The organism is Pseudomonas laurylsulfativorans, from assembly GCF_002906155.1.
In the GTDB taxonomy this organism is placed as follows: domain Bacteria; phylum Pseudomonadota; class Gammaproteobacteria; order Pseudomonadales; family Pseudomonadaceae; genus Aquipseudomonas; species Aquipseudomonas laurylsulfativorans.
This window is the reverse complement of the sequence record NZ_MUJK01000005.1, coordinates 329,310-345,112: the sequence shown is the minus strand read 5'-3', so window position 1 is coordinate 345,112 and position 15,803 is coordinate 329,310. Positions and strand designations below refer to the sequence as shown.

At 60.1% G+C, this 15,803-nt stretch carries 12 protein-coding genes; 6 read left to right on the top strand and 6 right to left on the bottom strand.

Going from position 1 to position 15,803, the window contains the following annotated elements; translation table 11 throughout:
* Window positions 1–432: 432 nt before the first annotated feature.
* The 5 genes from B0D71_RS18370 to B0D71_RS18350 all read right to left on the bottom strand — a co-directional run bounded on the left by B0D71_RS18370 (window position 433) and on the right by B0D71_RS18350 (window position 6,748).
* The gene (locus B0D71_RS18370) at window positions 433–1,737 is read right to left on the bottom strand and encodes an MFS transporter (RefSeq protein ID WP_103396027.1); all 1,305 of its coding nucleotides are present in this window, start codon (window positions 1,735–1,737) and stop codon (window positions 433–435) included.
* A gap of 174 nt (window positions 1,738–1,911) precedes the next feature.
* Entirely contained in the window at window positions 1,912–2,964 is a 1,053-nt protein-coding gene (locus B0D71_RS18365) for a DUF2955 domain-containing protein (RefSeq protein ID WP_103396026.1), read from the bottom strand.
* Window positions 2,954–4,072, bottom strand: a complete 1,119-nt coding sequence (locus B0D71_RS18360; protein WP_103396025.1) for an HlyD family secretion protein — start codon at window positions 4,070–4,072, stop codon at window positions 2,954–2,956. The genes B0D71_RS18365 and B0D71_RS18360 overlap by 11 nt, the downstream gene beginning before the upstream one ends.
* Entirely contained in the window at window positions 4,065–5,576 is a 1,512-nt protein-coding gene (locus tag B0D71_RS18355; protein ID WP_103396024.1) for an efflux transporter outer membrane subunit, read from the bottom strand. Before B0D71_RS18355 ends, B0D71_RS18360 begins: the two co-directional genes overlap by 8 nt.
* Window positions 5,577–5,590: 14 nt before the next feature.
* The gene (locus B0D71_RS18350) at window positions 5,591–6,748 is read right to left on the bottom strand and encodes an AI-2E family transporter (protein ID WP_103396023.1); all 1,158 of its coding nucleotides are present in this window, start codon (window positions 6,746–6,748) and stop codon (window positions 5,591–5,593) included.
* 573 nt (window positions 6,749–7,321) lie between these two features.
* On the opposite strand from B0D71_RS18350, the gene B0D71_RS18345 reads away from it, so the two are divergent.
* From B0D71_RS18345 to B0D71_RS18325, 5 genes are all read left to right on the top strand, one after another.
* Entirely contained in the window at window positions 7,322–8,224 is a 903-nt protein-coding gene (locus B0D71_RS18345) for a LysR family transcriptional regulator (protein ID WP_103396022.1), read from the top strand.
* A gap of 119 nt (window positions 8,225–8,343) precedes the next feature.
* Window positions 8,344–8,970 (top strand): glutathione S-transferase family protein, encoded by a 627-nt coding sequence (locus B0D71_RS18340; RefSeq protein WP_103396021.1) that lies wholly within the window; start codon window positions 8,344–8,346, stop codon window positions 8,968–8,970.
* A 63-nt stretch (window positions 8,971–9,033) separates the two neighbouring features.
* Window positions 9,034–11,064 carry a 2Fe-2S iron-sulfur cluster-binding protein gene (locus B0D71_RS18335; protein ID WP_103396020.1) on the top strand — a complete coding sequence of 677 codons (2,031 nt, stop codon included), beginning with the start codon at window positions 9,034–9,036 and terminating at the stop codon, window positions 11,062–11,064.
* Window positions 11,065–11,173: 109 nt separating this feature from the next.
* On the top strand, window positions 11,174–12,370 hold the full coding sequence (locus tag B0D71_RS18330) for a DUF3142 domain-containing protein (protein WP_103396019.1): 1,197 nt from the start codon (window positions 11,174–11,176) through the stop codon (window positions 12,368–12,370).
* Window positions 12,357–14,471: a hypothetical protein gene (locus B0D71_RS18325; RefSeq protein WP_103396018.1), complete on the top strand. Its 2,115-nt coding sequence runs from the start codon at window positions 12,357–12,359 to the stop codon at window positions 14,469–14,471. Before B0D71_RS18330 ends, B0D71_RS18325 begins: the two co-directional genes overlap by 14 nt.
* 3 nt (window positions 14,472–14,474) lie before the next feature.
* On the opposite strand, the gene B0D71_RS18320 is transcribed toward B0D71_RS18325, so the two are convergent.
* The gene (locus tag B0D71_RS18320; protein ID WP_103396017.1) at window positions 14,475–15,104 is read right to left on the bottom strand and encodes a LysE family translocator; all 630 of its coding nucleotides are present in this window, start codon (window positions 15,102–15,104) and stop codon (window positions 14,475–14,477) included.
* A 146-nt stretch (window positions 15,105–15,250) separates the two neighbouring features.
* Between B0D71_RS18320 and B0D71_RS18315 the strand changes: the two genes are divergently transcribed.
* Window positions 15,251–15,724: an Lrp/AsnC family transcriptional regulator gene (locus B0D71_RS18315; RefSeq protein WP_103396016.1), complete on the top strand. Its 474-nt coding sequence runs from the start codon at window positions 15,251–15,253 to the stop codon at window positions 15,722–15,724.
* The last annotated feature ends 79 nt before the right edge of the window (window positions 15,725–15,803 follow it).

The window sequence follows — 15,803 nt, the reverse complement described above, 5'->3', positions numbered from 1 at the left end:
TAATCCTAAGCGAGTATCTTGTGACAAGGCTATTTTCTGTTTTCGACGTCGCACCGACTTCTCAAAGCCTTGAATTTCCCCGTTAGCTGTGACAAACCTAATTGTTTGGGCACAGCTGTTTGTTCTTAAGAACTATTTGAGACCATCAGCTCAACACGGTTGAGGGGTGGCAAAGTTCACCTCCGTCGGCTATTAGACTGATTACTCTGGTGCTGGCTGCGATCGGTGCCAGCGCTACACGGTCCGAAAGCCCTAGCATCAGAACTGAGGTCCGATCCTTAGCCGGATCACACAGGAAACCGATACTGTCCCTGTTATCAAAATATTGGCCTTAGCAGATCTGTTCATGTCGAGCAGGTTCGGGTCGATCCTTGGACTCCGGCATCTTGAACGGCCACTCCGTTTTTAAGGGAGTAAGTACAACGAGGCACATTAGTGCGCAAACGCCTTAGGGTATTTATCCAGGTAGGCATCATTGAGTTGCGTATCTTGGGAGCGCATGAAAAGTTTAAAGTCCGGTACCAATAGAACCAGCAGTGATAACAGCAGCACCATGATGCCGAGCAGCGCAATTGTCAGTGTGACTCCCAGATAAGAGATCAGGGCGGTCATCGCAAAACTGCCGGCGGGGCTAGCCGCTGCAGACAGAAATGAAACCGTGGCAAAAATCCGGTTGCGATGGAGGGTGGGCGTCGCCAGCAATCTCACCGCAGAGGTAGGAATATTGATCAACATCAGGCCGATGCCGCCGCAGAAAAAGGCCGCTGGTACGATGAACGACGATGAAATAGTGCCAACCACCACAAGGTTGCCTCCCAGTAGTGCAAAACCTGCGGAGACGCACATGTCACGGGGGACTCGTTCGGATAACCACCCGATGATTTTGTAACTTCCTGCCAAAATGCCCAGTCCGAAGCACGAATCCAGAAGGCCAATGTAAGTGACCGGATATTGGATGACGTCCTTTACGTACAGTGGAATCAATATAGTGAAAAATGGAAACAGCGCGAAATTGATCAGCATCGCAATAATGGCCAGGTAAAATTCGACTTTCACGCCGTAAACCACTTTGAAGCCTGAATAGATCATGCTGAAGCCACTTGCGCGTGGTGTTTTTTCGCTTGGGTCAACTGCACCGATGTGGCTCGGGATGGTTGCAATCAATGTCCCGGCGATGAAAATTGCAAAAAAATCGGTGACAAAGGCCATAGTGATACCGACCCCGTAAATCAATCCACTGGCCAGTACCGGTCCCAGAAGAATAGAAAAAGACGACATCACACTTTTGGTCCGAAAGGCCAAGGAAACTTTATCGTCGTCTGCAAACAAAGGAATGATCGACGCCTGGAGCGGGTCGCGAATACCGATGATCGTACTGCTGAGCATCATCAGCACGCCCACCGCCCAAGGATTAAAAGCCTCCGCGGTGGACAGCAGCGCCATCAATAACGCTGTCAGCAGGCTGATCCATGAGGTCAGTTTGATAAGGAGGATCTTGTTGTACTTGTCGCCCAGCCATCCCAGCAGGGGTTTGGCTAACACTTCCGCCGCGATGGAGCAGGCAATAATGTTGGCGAAGTAGGTCGTAGAGCCTGTTTCCTGCAGGGCCCACCAGGCCACCGCCAGTTGATTGCACCGTCCACCCAGAGTGATTAGCAAAAAGCTGAATTGTAGTTTCAGTAGGCGCCGGTCGATATCGGGAAGAGCCCAAGTAATACCTGAAAAATTTCCATTCATGAATGTATCTTTGATTCAGATAGGGGCGACTGCACAAGCAGGATGTTCAAGAATCTTTTTTTTACGGATACAGCCTTCACTGACTAGAGAGTTTTCTTACAGTAACTGGATGGGCCCGAGGAATGTGAGGGGGGCTAGCATATTCAAAACACTTTCCCGGTTCGTACCGTGTGATTAACCGGGCTGTCCCTCTTCAGGTGTCGGCTTGGGGGCATGGCGACGCCGCCGCCGCGTATCCAACAGATAGACCATCACACAGGCATACAAGGTCACCAGAATGAACAACCCCATGCGGATGGCAAAGGCGGTATAGACATCCTTACCCGCAGCACTGTCCTGCACCGATTGGCCAAGCAGAATGATCAGGGTCGCCAGGCTGTTGAGCCAGAAACTCGGCGGTTGTCGGGTCCGGGCCAGGCCGTAGAGTTTTCTGGCCACCAGCAAACCGAACAGCAGCATCCACAGAAAAAACATCCACAGATTCACGAACAGGCTCAGCGCGCACCAGAAAAGAATCGCCATCAAGCCGCCGAGCAGCGTCGAGCCGAGCAATTCCTGGCCGGCGTTGCGGGCGCTGGTTGCGCAGCTTTGTTGGCCGAGGCTGACGGCTTTCATGATGATCGGCAGGTAGCTGGCCGGGTCGACCATGGCCAACAGGAACGTTGGCAGCACCACCAGCGTTGCCCGTAGGGCCAGCCAACTGCTTTCGGTGGGAGAAAGGCTCGGGCCGGGCTTGGCCGGTGGGGCGCTGGCGGGGTCGGGAAATAGCCAATGGCTGATGGTCAGCGTCGTGACGGCTAGGAACAATCCCTTGACCAGGGCCACGATCACCTCAAGTGCCAGGGCGAATTCAGCGGTTCCGGCCGCACTGATCAAGGTCAAGCCCACCACCAGGAACGTCGCCACCAACGGGTTGCCGCCGCGCAGGCCGTAACCAAACGCCATGAACAGGCACAGTCCGACCAGCAACACGCCACTGAACGGGTAGTAACGCAACAGGGGGATCAGCAGCAGGCCGGTCCCGGTAGTCAGCATAAGGATCAGGATCAGACCCAGGCTGGCTTTGAACGGCAATGGTCGGTTCATCGCTGCCAGCATCATCAGCGCCAGCATCGGCGCGAGGAACGGGATGGGCAGGGCCAGGCCGAAGCTCGCCGCCAGGCACAGCGCCGTACCGAAGCCCAGGCGCAGCGCGCGCTGAACCCGGGCCGGGCGCTCAATACGCATAGGACATCCAGCTCATCAGGCGCAGAAACACGCCCCCAAGAACATTCAGCGGGTTGCCTTCGCTCGGGAAGGCCATGACTTCGGCCTGTCCGCCGGAGCGGATGCCTTGTGGACCGGTCAACTCACCGGGCTCGAACTCGATGATGACCGGAAAGCGCTGGGCAGGGCGTAGCCAGTCGCGGCTGTTCTCCACTTTCGGCAGGCTGCCCGGCTGGGTGGTCTGGCCGATATCGACGCCATAACCGACGCTGCGCACATGGCCTTTGTAAATTTTCCCTGGCAGGGCGTCGAGGACGATGGACACCGGCGTCCCGGGCTGGACACTGCCGAGGTTGTTTTCGGTCATGTCGGCGCTGATCCATACGTCGTGGATGGCGATCAGGGTCATCACCGGCGCACCGGCGGCGGCGAACTGGCCGATATCGGTGCGAAGATCGGTGATCAGGCCGGCCGAGCGCGCGTGGACCTTGGTATTGCTCAAGTCCAGCTCGGCTTTTTCGAGGTTGCTGGCGGCGCTGAGCAACTGGGCGTTTTCGTCTTCGCTACCGCCCTGTTGTTCCCGTGCACGTTGTACTTCGGCCTTGGCCGCGGCGACTTGACTGATGGATTCTTCCAGGGTGGCGCGGGAGATCTCCAGGCGTCGCAGCGAGATGGTGCCCGGGTCTTCGCGGTATAGGCGCTCGAGGCGCTGGATGTCCTGACGTGCCTTGAGTTCGTTGGCCTGGGACGCGCGCAGGGACGCTAGCTTGGAGTCGACGCCAGCCGTGTTGGCACCCACCTGGCGACGGGTCGACTCAAGGTCGGCGCGGGCGCGATCGACGGCAATCTGGTACTGCTCCGGATTGACTTCAAACAGCAATTCGCCAGCCTTGACGTCCTGGTTGTTGCGTACGTGTACCTTGGTCACTCGGCCGGATACCTCGGCCGCCACCGGCACAATGAAGGCCTGCACCCGTGCCTGTTGCGTGTAGGGCGTGTAACGGTCGGCCATCAGGTACCAGACCAGGCTCAGTATGATCAGCAGCACGACCCAGTTGATCGCTTTTTTGGCCGGGTCGGCGGTGGGGGTCGAGGCGTTCTCGGCGGCCGGTTGTTGGCTGTCAGTCATGGGCACTTTCCTTCGGTTCGTCGAGCAGATCGCCCCAATCGGTCCGTTGTTGCATCTGTTGGCGGGTGGCCGGGTCAATCATTGGCTGGTCGCTGTACCAGCCACCGCCCAGGGCCTTGTACAGGGCGATCAGGCTGTTGACGGCGGTGCCACGATTGACCAGGTAGATATCCTGCTGGGCAAACAGGGCGCGCTGGGCATCCAGCACGCGCTGGAAATCTGAATAACCTTCGCGGTATTGGGCATTGGCCAGGGTCACCGAACGTTCGGCGGCCACCGATGCTTCGCTGAGGATCCGGTCGCGCTCCAGCGCCTTGATCAAACCGGTCGCGGCATCGTCAGCCTCGCGTGCAGCCTGGCGTACGCTGTCCTGGTAGATCACGATCAACTGCTGCAAGCGCGCATCCTGCACGCGGACGTTGTTGGTGATCCGGCCGTGGTCGAAGATGTCCCAGCGCAGACTGGGGCCGGCCACCATGTCCAGGGTGTTGGACGCACCGTTGAGCGAGCTGGCGGACCAGACGATGCTGCCCAGCAGGCTGATGGAGGGGTACAGGTCGGTCTCGGCCACACCGATCAACGCCGACTGCGCCGCCACTTGCAGCTCGGCAGCGCGAACATCGGGGCGCCGCACCAGGAGGTTGGCCGGCACATCCTGCAGGACAGCAGTATCGAGCAGCGGCACTACCCCGGTGTTGCGACTCAGGTCAGGGATCGAGCCAGGCGGCTGGCCGATCAGGGTGGACAACGCGTTTCGCAAACTCGCTACCTGGCTCTCGAAATCCGGGATGGTGCTCAGGGTACCGAGGTACTGGGTCTTGGCTTGTTGCAGGTCGAGTTCAGCTTCGGCGCCGCTTTTGAACAGGCGTTCGGTGATTTCGTAGCTGCGTTTTTGCAAGGTGGCGTTACTGCGGGCGATGGCCAGGCGTGCCTCGGCAGTGCGCAAGGCGTAGTAGTTTTGCGCCAGTTGCGCGTGCAATAACACCAGGGCATTTTCATAGTTGGCCTGGGCGGCAAACCAGGATGCGTCGGCTGACTCGATGGCGCGACTGAAACGCCCCCAGAAATCCAGTTCCCAACCAATATCGAAACCGGCGCTGTATTGCCAGAAATGCGTGTCCTGGGGGTTGGCGCCGCCCGATTGCCGACGGTTCAGGTACAGGCTGTCGGCGCTGGCCTGCTGCAATTGCGGGTAGCGTCCACTCAGGGCGATGCCCAATTGCGCGCGGGACTCCATGACCCGCAGGCCAGCGACCTGCAGGTCGGCGTTATGGGCATCGGCTTCGGCGATCAGGTGATCCAGCACCGGGTCGTCGAACACACGCCACCATTGGCGGCTATCCGGTTGTGCACGTTTTTGCCCGGCAATTTCCAGGGCCGGACTGTTCCAGTGTTCGACCCAAGGCTGGGCCGGCGACTGGAAATCCGGACCCAGTTGCACGCAGCCCCCCAGAACGACGGTGCCAAAGAGCAGCAGCCGGCTGACGCGAGCAGGGCGAGGCATCAAGCGCACACTCCTCAGAGGGGACGCTGATCGTTCATTGCCTCTATTTGCCGTGTCTCGTTCAACGCCTCGATCTCTGGTGTCTCGCTCAGTATCTCGGCAGAGGGTTGGTCCTGGACCCATTGCCAGAACAGTTGGTAGCCCACCGCCAATGCAACCGGCCCGATGAACAAACCAATGAAGCCGCCACTGACCATGCCGCCCAGGGCGCCAATCAGAATCACCGGCATGGGCACATCAACGCCGCGGCCAAGCATCAACGGTTTGAGGACGTTGTCGGCCATCCCAGCAATCAGGCTGTAGATGCCAAACACAACAGTGGCCAGGGTGGTGCCTTCGGTGGCGAAGACATAAGCGATCACCGGAAGAGTCACCAGCAGCACGGGCAACTGCATGATCCCCATCAACAGCGCCACCATGGCCAGCAGCCCGGCACCGGGGACGCCCATGAGCACGAAACCCACACCGACCAGCAACATCTGAATGAACGCAATACCCACCACACCTTGGGCGACTGCGCGGATGGTGGCAGTGCACAGCTCGGTGATGCGTGGGCCACGTTCTGGCCCGGAAAGGCGCGAGGTGATGGCAAGGGCGCTTCTTTCGCCGTTTTCGCCATAGGCCATGAGCACGCCGGCAATGATCAGGGCGCCGATGAACAACAGAAAGCCCACGCCAACGTCGGCCATTTTGCCCAACAAGGTCAGGCCGACTGACTTGATGTAAGGCATCACCTTCATCAGCACGCTGCCCATGTCGGTAGCGGCTTGCATCCAGTAGCCATACAGCGGCTTGCCAATGAGCGGCAGGGAAGCGATTTTTTCGCTGGGTAGCGGAACTTGCAGCGTATCGGACTTGAGAATGGCCAGGGTGCCCTGGATCGATTCACTGATCGAGGTGCCCAGCAGGTAGATCGGCACCATCAGCAAGGCCAGGGCGACCACCACAATCAGGGTGGCGGCGCGACCGTCCTTGTTGACCAGCTTGCGCTTGATCAGCGCATGCAGTGGATAAAGCGTAATGGCCAGGATCATCGCCCAGAGCATGAGGTTGAGGAACGGGTGGAAGATCTGGAAGCAGAACAGCACCAGCACGGTAATCAGCCCGGCGCGTATCAGTACATCGAGCAATCCACCGGACAGTGCTCTTGCGGAAATGTTTGTGCGCAACATTTTCGAACTCCTTTCGGTGTCACCAGGTTAGCCAGCTAGTTGAAGTTCACTCTTTCCTACTCAGTGAATCTTGAAAGCAGGATCGATGGACAGTCGTCCAAGCGTTAACAACTAACGCCTTATTTCATGTAGGGAAAATTCAACGAGGTACCTACTAAAACTCAATAGATAACAGGGTGGTTTGTAGTATAGGAGCAGTCGAATATTCCGCCTGTTTAACCAGGATGGAATTGCGCTGCAGTGGATGGCGTTCGCTGACGAGCCCTTGCCTGGAGGCGGTCGGGTGCCGAGCCAGTGACTCTTTTCCCCGTCAGGCAACAGCCGTTGCAGTGGTAGGTCCGGATAATTGCGAACCGCCGCACCCGTCGCAAGAAAATGATCGTCATTAATTATCAATAATTCCCGGGCCGTTTTTTCAGGCTTGTGACACGCTTCGCTTTGACGACTCAGGCGCTAGAGTGCAGTAGCCGATTGATTTACTTGATGGTCGGGCGCGCCACTATGTTGTTGAACGCCTTAGCTGAAACTCCGGCCTTCGATTGCAATTCATCTATCTGAAAGGAGGGCATGCCCATGGACCGCTTCCAGGAAATGCAGGTCTTCGCTGCCGTCGCCCAGGAGCAGGGTTTTTCGGCGGCGGCGCGGCGTTTGGGGCTGTCAGCGGCCAGTGTTACCCGAGCGGTGGCGGCGCTGGAGCAGCGTATTGGCACGCAACTGCTCACGCGGACTACGCGCAGCGTGCATTTGAGTGAGGCCGGCCAGCGTTATCTGGAGGACTGTCGGAGAATTCTCGCCGAGGTGCAGGAAGCCGAGGATTCGGCAGCGGGCAGCCATATCCATCCGCGTGGGCAACTGACCATCACCGCACCGGTTTTGTTTGGCGAGCTGTTTGTCACGCCGCTGATGGTGAGCTACCTGACGCAATTCCCCGAGGTCTGCATCAATGCGCTGCTGGTCGACCGGGTGGTCAGCGTGGTCGAGGAAGGCGTCGATGTGGCCATTCGCATCGGCGAGCTACCTGACAGCAATCAGCATGCGATCCGCGTGGGTGAGGTACGGCGGGTGATCTGCGCATCGCCACAGTATCTGGCCAGCCATGGTCGGCCCAGGCATCCACAGGAACTGGCTCAGGCGCCAATTATCGCGACCTCTGCTATCGGCCAGCTGAGGAGTTGGCCTTTCATTGAAGACGGCGAAACCTTGAGTGTCCGGGCCGAGCCGCGACTGGTGGTGACAGCGAATCAGGCGGCTATCACGGCAGCCTGTCTGGGGTTGGGCTTCACGCGGGTGCTGTCTTATCAAGTGGCGAGCAAGGTGGCCGCTGGTGAGTTGGAAATCATTCTGGCCGACTTCGAACTGCCGCCGCTGCCCATCCATGTGGTCTATCAGGGCGGGCGCAAAGCACCGGCCCGGGTGCGCAGTTTTGTTGATTTTGCGGTGAAGACGCTGCGCGAGCATCCGGCGCTTGAGCGTTGAACTATTTCACCCAATGAAATAATGGATTGCGTTTGCTGGTGATTCTGTTGTTTTGGTTGTCGGTGGAAGATACGACCCATCTCACTCCTGAACAGAACCACTGACCCGAGGTGTCGACCATGCAAGCGATCAAACTCTACAACTTCCCACGTTCCGGCCATGCTCATCGTGTCGAGTTGATGCTGTCCCTGCTGAAATTGCCGACCGAATTGATCTTTGTCGATCTCGCCAAGGGCGAGCACAAGCAACCGGCGTTTCTGGCGCTCAATGCATTCGGTCAGGTGCCGGTGATTGATGACCAGGGCGTGGTACTGGCCGATTCCAACGCGATTCTGGTTTATCTGGCGCAAAAGTACGGCAACGGTCGCTGGCTGCCGGCTGATCCGGTCGGGGCGGCCAAGGTTCAGCGCTGGTTGTCGGCGGCTGCCGGCCCGATTGCCTTCGGCCCTGCCCGGGCAAGATTGATCACCGTGTTTGGCGCGCCTTACAACGCTGAAGAAGTGATTCCCTACGCCCACACCGTGCTTAAAGTGATCGATCACGAGTTGGCCACTACGCCGTATCTGACCGGCACTGAACCGACGATTGCCGACGTCGCCGCCTACAGTTACGTCGCCCATGCACCGGAGGGCAATGTGTCGCTGGACGAGTACGCCAACATTCGCGCCTGGCTCTCCCGCATCGAAGCCTTGCCAGGTTTTGTCGGCATGCCGCGCACCGTCGCCGGTCTGCAAAAAACTGCCTGATGCTGGCGGCCCGGAGTTGCCGGGCCGCCCCGTTCTGCGCCACTGGCGCAGGGGAGAAACCGTATGGACCGTTCACCCTGGCATGCCGGCGAGAAACAACTGCAGGCGCATGTGGGCGTTGCCGAGCGAATGGAGGTGTTCGGTCGTAAGGTGATTCGCAGCGAGATGCCGGATCAGCACCGCACGTTCTATCAGCAGTTGCCGTTCATGCTGTACGGGGCGGTGGATGCCGACGGTCATCCCTGGGCCAGCATCCTTGAAGGCCAGCCCGGTTTCGCCCACTCGCCAGAGCCAGGCCTGCTGCAATTTCGCAGCCTGCCTGCCTTTGATGATCCCGCGCAGTTGCACGACGGCTCGGCCATCGGGCTGTTGGGTATCGAACTGCACACCCGTCGTCGCAACCGCATCAATGGCCATGTCCGCGCCATGACGACGGATGGTTTCGGGGTGACGGTGGATCAGTCCTTCGGCAATTGCCCGCAGTACATTCAGTTGCGCCAGTTTCGCTCGGTGCCGCTGACCGATCCTTCGACGCGTGCCGCCCAGCATTTCACCGAACTGGATGACGCGGCCAAAGCGATGATCGTCGAGGCGGACACGTTCTTCGTTGCCAGTTATGTAGAGGTCGACGGTGAGCGTTCGGTGGATGTGTCTCACCGCGGCGGCCAGACCGGTTTCGTACAGGTGGAAGGGAATCGCCTGACCATTCCGGACTTCGCTGGCAACCTGCATTTCAACACCTTGGGCAACCTGCTGCTCAATCCCCGGGCCGGACTGTTGTTCATCGATTTCAATACCGGTGATTTGCTGCAGCTCAGCGGACGCACCGACATCATCCTGGAAGGCCCTCAGGTCGAGGCGTTCCAGGGGGCCGAGCGGTTGTGGACAATCGATGTCGAGCACGTCGTCCGCCGTCCCGCCGCACTGGCATTGCGCTGGCGCTTCGACGGCGTGTCGCCCACCAGTTTGCTCACCGGCACGTGGGAACAGGCCGCGGCGCGCTTGCAGGCCAGAGCTTTGGGCGATCAATGGCGGCCATTGCGGGTGGTGCGCATCGAAGCGCAAAGCCACAACATCCGCTCGATTTACCTGGAGCCCGCTGACGGAGCCGGGTTGCCGTTGTTTCAGGCCGGGCAGCATTTGCCCCTGCGCTTCAACATTGACGGTGAAGTGCACATCCGCACCTACAGTTTATCGAGCGCACCGTCCGATGATTTTTTCCGCATCAGCGTGAAGCGTGACGGGCGAGTGTCTACGCATTTGCATGAGCAGATTCGTGTCGGCGACCTGTTGGAGGTGCGTGCGCCCCAAGGGCATTTCACCGTGGCGCCCCATGAGCGGCGGCCATTGGTGTTGTTGGCGGCCGGGGTGGGTATCACGCCGCTGTTGTCGATGTTGCGGGAGGTGGTTTACCAGGGACTGCGTACCCGCCGTATACGCCCGACATTGTTCATCCAGAGTTCGCGCACGCTGGCCGACCAGCCGTTTCGCCAGGAACTGGATCGCTTGCTCGAAGACGCCGGAGACGCAGTGCGGGTGGTGCGTTTACTCAGCCAACCAGAAGCTGAGGCAGCGCCAGGTGAGGACTTCGACCTTCAGGGCCGTATCGACGTCGCGCTACTCAAGGATCTGCTGACAGTCGAGGACTACGATCAACTGGATTTTGTCGTCTGTGGCCCCGGAAGTTTTACCCAGGCGCTGTACGACGGCCTGCGTGAACTGGACATTCGCGATTCGCGGATTCATGCCGAAACCTTCGGCCCGTCCACTTTGCGCCGGCGTCCGGATCCCGATGCCGTGGTCATCGAGCAACCGCCAGCCGCCACTACGTCCGTGCCCGTGGTGTTCCAGCGCTCGGCCAAGGAGGCGCGCTGGCAGCCGGAGGGCGGCAGCTTGCTGGAGTTGGCGGAAAGCCGTGGCCTGCGCCCTGAATTCAGTTGTCGCGGCGGCTCCTGCGGCACCTGCAAGACGCGTTTGATCAGCGGCCAAGTGCATTATCCACTGCCGCCAGCGGAGGTGCCGGATGACGGACAAGTGCTGATTTGCTGTGCGATTCCGGCGCAGGGGGCGCAGCCGTTGGTGCTCGATATCTGAAGGAAGATTACGGGCGAACATTGCCCACCGGTCGATGACTGAGTAGGGTGGGGCCGGAACGAAAAAGGGCCGCAGAGGCCCTTTCTGCATTTCAGGAACAGGCGTTTCAATGTGTTTTCTCACTCGCTCGATCATCTTGTTGATGGCGCTGGCACTGACCGCCGGTTGCGAAAGACAGGACGCACCGCCGCTGGATCAGCAACTCTACGTATGGCAGCGGCAGTGGACACCGGCCCATGACGCCGCCCTCAGGGACAGCCGTGCAGACTTTTCGACGCTGCGGGTGTTGGCATTGCAGGCTTTCCCCAACGCCGGCTGGAGCCGTGCCCGAATTGACCCGGCACTGCTCAAGCGCGATGGCCGGCCGGTGATTGCAGTGGTGCGCCTGGATGGGCAGCTCAAGTCACTGGATCAGGAAGAGGTCACGGCGCAGATCCGCCAGGTGATCAGCGATTGGCAGAAACAAGGGTTGAACCTCGCCGGTGTGGAAATCGACCACGATGCGGGTAATGCCCGGCTACCGGCGTACCGCGAATTCCTTGCGCATTTGCGTGAGGCGTTGCCGACTTCGCTGCCGCTGAGCATCACCGCATTGCCGTCCTGGCTCGACAGTCGCGAGCTGCCGGCGCTGTTATCCACAGTCGACAGCAGCGTGTTGCAGGTGCACGCCGTGAGCGATCCGCGTCGCGGCTTGTTCGATGCCGAGCAGGCCCGGCAATGGGCGAAGGCCTGGAGCCGAATCACGACGAAACCCTTCTATCTGGCGCTGCCGGCCTACGGCGTGGCGTTGCTGCCGTCATCGGGCGGCGCGCCTGTGGTGGAAAGCGAAGTCACGCTGGAGCGCGAAGGCCTGCGCCGGGAGTTGCTCGCCGATCCGCAGTCATTGCGCACCCTCGGCATTGAGTTGCGCACCGATCCACCCCAGCATCTCGCGGGCCTGATCTGGTTTCGCCTGCCATTGGCCAACGACCGTCGGGCCTGGAGCTTGACCACCTTACGCGCGGTAGCGCGTGGTGATGTCCTCGACAGTCAATTGCAACTGAAACTCTCGGCCGACAATGGCCTCTATGACATCGGCATCAGCAACCAGGGCAATCTCGACCGCGCCTGGCCCGAACGCCTGACACTGGGGGTCAGTGGCTGTGAAGGGGCCGATGCCTTGGCCGGATACGCGTTGCAACAGAGCCCGGATCTGCTTACCTTCACCCGCCTGCGCGATGGCCGACTACCGGCCGGCGGGCAGCGTGCCATTGGTTGGGCTCGCTGCGCACACATTGATCAAGGAGGTTCGAATGTTCACCCGTAACTGGCCGCGTCATTTGCTTTGCCTGAGCCTCAGCCTGCCGTTGGGCTCGGCGCTGGCCTGCGGCCCGGACTTCCCCATGCGCCTGCTGGATAACCGTGGCCATTCGCTGGCGGAATTGCCGGAGGGTAACTTCAGCTTCGAAGTCAGTCGCCTAGGCCACGCTATCAAAGGATTGAAGAACGTCACCACTGGCGCCGACAACACGGATGAACCTGACTCTGTAGCGCTGCGGGATCAGGCCGAGCAGGCTGGACTTTCCGCTGAGCAACAAGTGTTGGTGAAACATCTGCGCAGCCTGACCGATGCTCGTCAGGTTGAAACCGAAGGGGCGCAACTGCCGCCCGAGCTCCGGTTGTACCTGGCGGGTGCTGTGGCATTTGGCGCGGGTGATCGTGCCTTGGCCGTCGGGTATTTCAAGAAGGTGCTGGCGTTGCCCGCCGAGCAACGGGCCTCGCGCAGCACCTGGGCGGCTTACTCGCTGGGGCGTGCGTTGTACGCCATGAGCGCCGAAGCCAACGCAGCCCCGAATCTGCTCGAGCAATCTGCCAAGGCTTTTGAGCAAACCCGGCAACTGAGCATCGACGGCTTCAGCGATCCACTGGAACTGGGCGTCGCCAGCCTCGGCGAAGAAGCCCGGGTGGATCGCACCGCCGGCGACTGGAACCGCGCTATCGAGCTGTACGCCACGCAAAATCTGCACGGCTCCGCAGTGGGCTACACCTCACTGAAGGTGATGATGGCGGACCTCCTGGCGCTGCCGGACGATCAAATGGCCGAATTGCTCAAGGGCCAGTCCGTGCAGCAATTGGTGACCGCGTCGCTGATCAGCCGGTTGGGCTTGTCATTTGACGGTCAACCCGCCAACGAACAAAAAATGATCAAGCTGCTGCAAAACAGCACCCGCGGCAGTCTCGACAATGCCGATCGCCTGGCGGCGATGAATTATCAACAGGGTGATTACGCCAGCGCCAAGGCCTTCCTCGAACATGCCGGCGATGGCGGTTTGGCCTGGTGGCTGCGGGCCAAGCTGGCAGTGCGCGATGGCGATAGAACCGCGGCCGCCGCAGCCTACGCCAAAGCGGCCCAGGCCTTCCCGCAGAATGAATCCTGGGGCGAACGGCGGACCCCGGACTTCGATTACGAAACGATTCAGCCCAAATGCCGGGTCGAGGGTGAAAGTGCGATCCTGGCCCTGCAACGCGGGGATTACCTGCAAGCTTTCGATCAGTTGTATCGCAGCCAAGGCGTTTACTGGCTCGACGCCGCCACCGTCGCCGAGCGCGTATTGACCCTCGAAGAACTCAAGCACTACGTCGACACCCAAGTGCCGGCCCCGCCGGCGCTTACCCAGCAGGAGCGCGACAACTACGTGCCCTTGCCGGTGGCGGCGAGCCTGCGCAATCTGTTGGGCCGGCGTTTGTTGCGCGAGGGGCATTACGAGGAGGCGTTGGCGTATTTCGATAATGACGGCTTGCGCCACAAGGCCAAGTTGTATGGCGAGCAACGTCTGGCGGCTGATTCTGCCTGGTGGCCGACCCGTCGCGCCGCTGCGCTGTTCAATGCGGCCTGGACGGCACGCGAGTGGGGCATCGACATTCTGGGCTACGAGATGGCGCCGGATTACGCCACGTTCGGGGGCAATTACATCCTTGAAAATGCCGAACTGAAAGTCGGGCCATTGGTGGCCGAGGACGAAATAAAGCGCCAGCAGGCCAGCGCTGCCCAGCCCGATCAGCGCTACCACTATCGTTTCGTGGCCACGGCACTGGCGAGCAAGGCCGCAGATAACTTGCCTCACACCAGTCAGGCGTTTGCGGCGGTGCTGTGCGAGGCGTCGGGGTGGAACAGCAGCCTCGAAGAGCAAAGTGCGATTTATCAGCGTTATGTCAAAGAAGGGCCATACGTTGAATGGGCCGCCGACTTCGGCCACCAGTGCCCGTATCCCGACTTCGAGAACGCCGACAAACGCTACGTGACGCAGGTCACCGACGCTGCGCGTTCGTCATTGCGGCCATACAAGATGCCGTTACAGGTCGGTGGCGTACTGGCGCTCGCGGCAGGCGCGTTGTTGCTGTTCAAGCGCCGCCGCAAAGCGCAGTGAGGTTCAAGCCTGTTGCACAAAAGTCAGCCGTACGGCGAAACCGATCAACAGGCTGCCGAACAACCATTGTTGCAGGCGCTGGGCTGAAGGGCTGCGTTGCAGCCACCGGCCGAGTGCCGCGCCGACCAGGGCGTAAGCGCTGTCGAACAGCAAACCGACGCCGACCAGTACCACGCCCAAGGTCGCAAATTGTCCGAGCACCGCTCCGGCCTCTGGGTTGATGAATTGCGGTAGCAGCACAGAGCAGAACAGCAGCGCCTTGGGGTTGAGCAGGTTGGTCAGCAGTCCGCGTCGGATGGCTGCGCTCCAGCGCGGTTTTTCACCGGTTGCATCAGCGCTGGTGAGGCTCGGTAGCATCGTGGTTCGCAGGCACTGAATACCGATCCACAGCAGATACGCGGCGCCTGCCAGGCGCACCACGTCGAAGGTCCAGGGCGCAGCCTTGAACAGTGCCGCCAACCCCAGCGCCGCCAATGCCACATGACAACCCCGGGCGATGCCCAACCCCACGGCCGTGGCCAGCGCGGCGCCTTTGCCCTGGCGGGCACCGGTCTGCAACAGCAGGATCATGTCAGGCCCCGGCAGAAGATAGACCACTGCCAATGCCATGAAAAACAGCCAGAGCCCTTGCATGTTGCACCCCCATTCGTTGTCGATTTGGTGGTGCCAGTCTAGGGCTGAAGGGCGGGGCAGGTGCTTGCGTTGTCAGCTTCTATCGGGCTCTGAATTGGCATAATCTGCCACTTTCTTTCGCGTAAACCATCGGGATCTGCCAAACCATGAAACTCGACGCCTACGACCGCAAGATTCTCGCCGCGCTGCAACGGGATGGTCGCCTGAGCAATGTGCAACTGGCAGACGAGATCGGACTGTCGGCGTCACCCTGCTTGCGCCGGGTACGGATGCTTGAAGAGGCGGGGGTGATTCGCGGCTACCAGGCCAATCTGGATCGCGATGAGGTGGGGTTGGGGCTGACGGTGTTTGTCGGGGTCAAGGTCGAGCGTCATAACGATGAACAAGCCGAAAGTTTTCGCCAGGCGGTGACGGCATTGCCCGAGGTTATTTCGGCGTTTCTGGTGTCTGGGGAGTCGGATTTTCTGTTGCAGGTGGTGGTGCCGGACTTGCGTGCCTATGACCGGTTTCTCACCGGGCGTCTGTTGAAGCTGCCGGGTGTGAGCGACATCCGCAGCAACTTTGCGATTCACACAGTGAAGGCGCCGGGGGCGTTGCCGCTGGAGCATTTGCCGCTTTAGACCGAGTCGCCTGATTCGCGAGCAGGCTCCCACAGGTACAGCGCAAACCCTGTAGGAGCGAGCTTGCTCGCGATGCCAA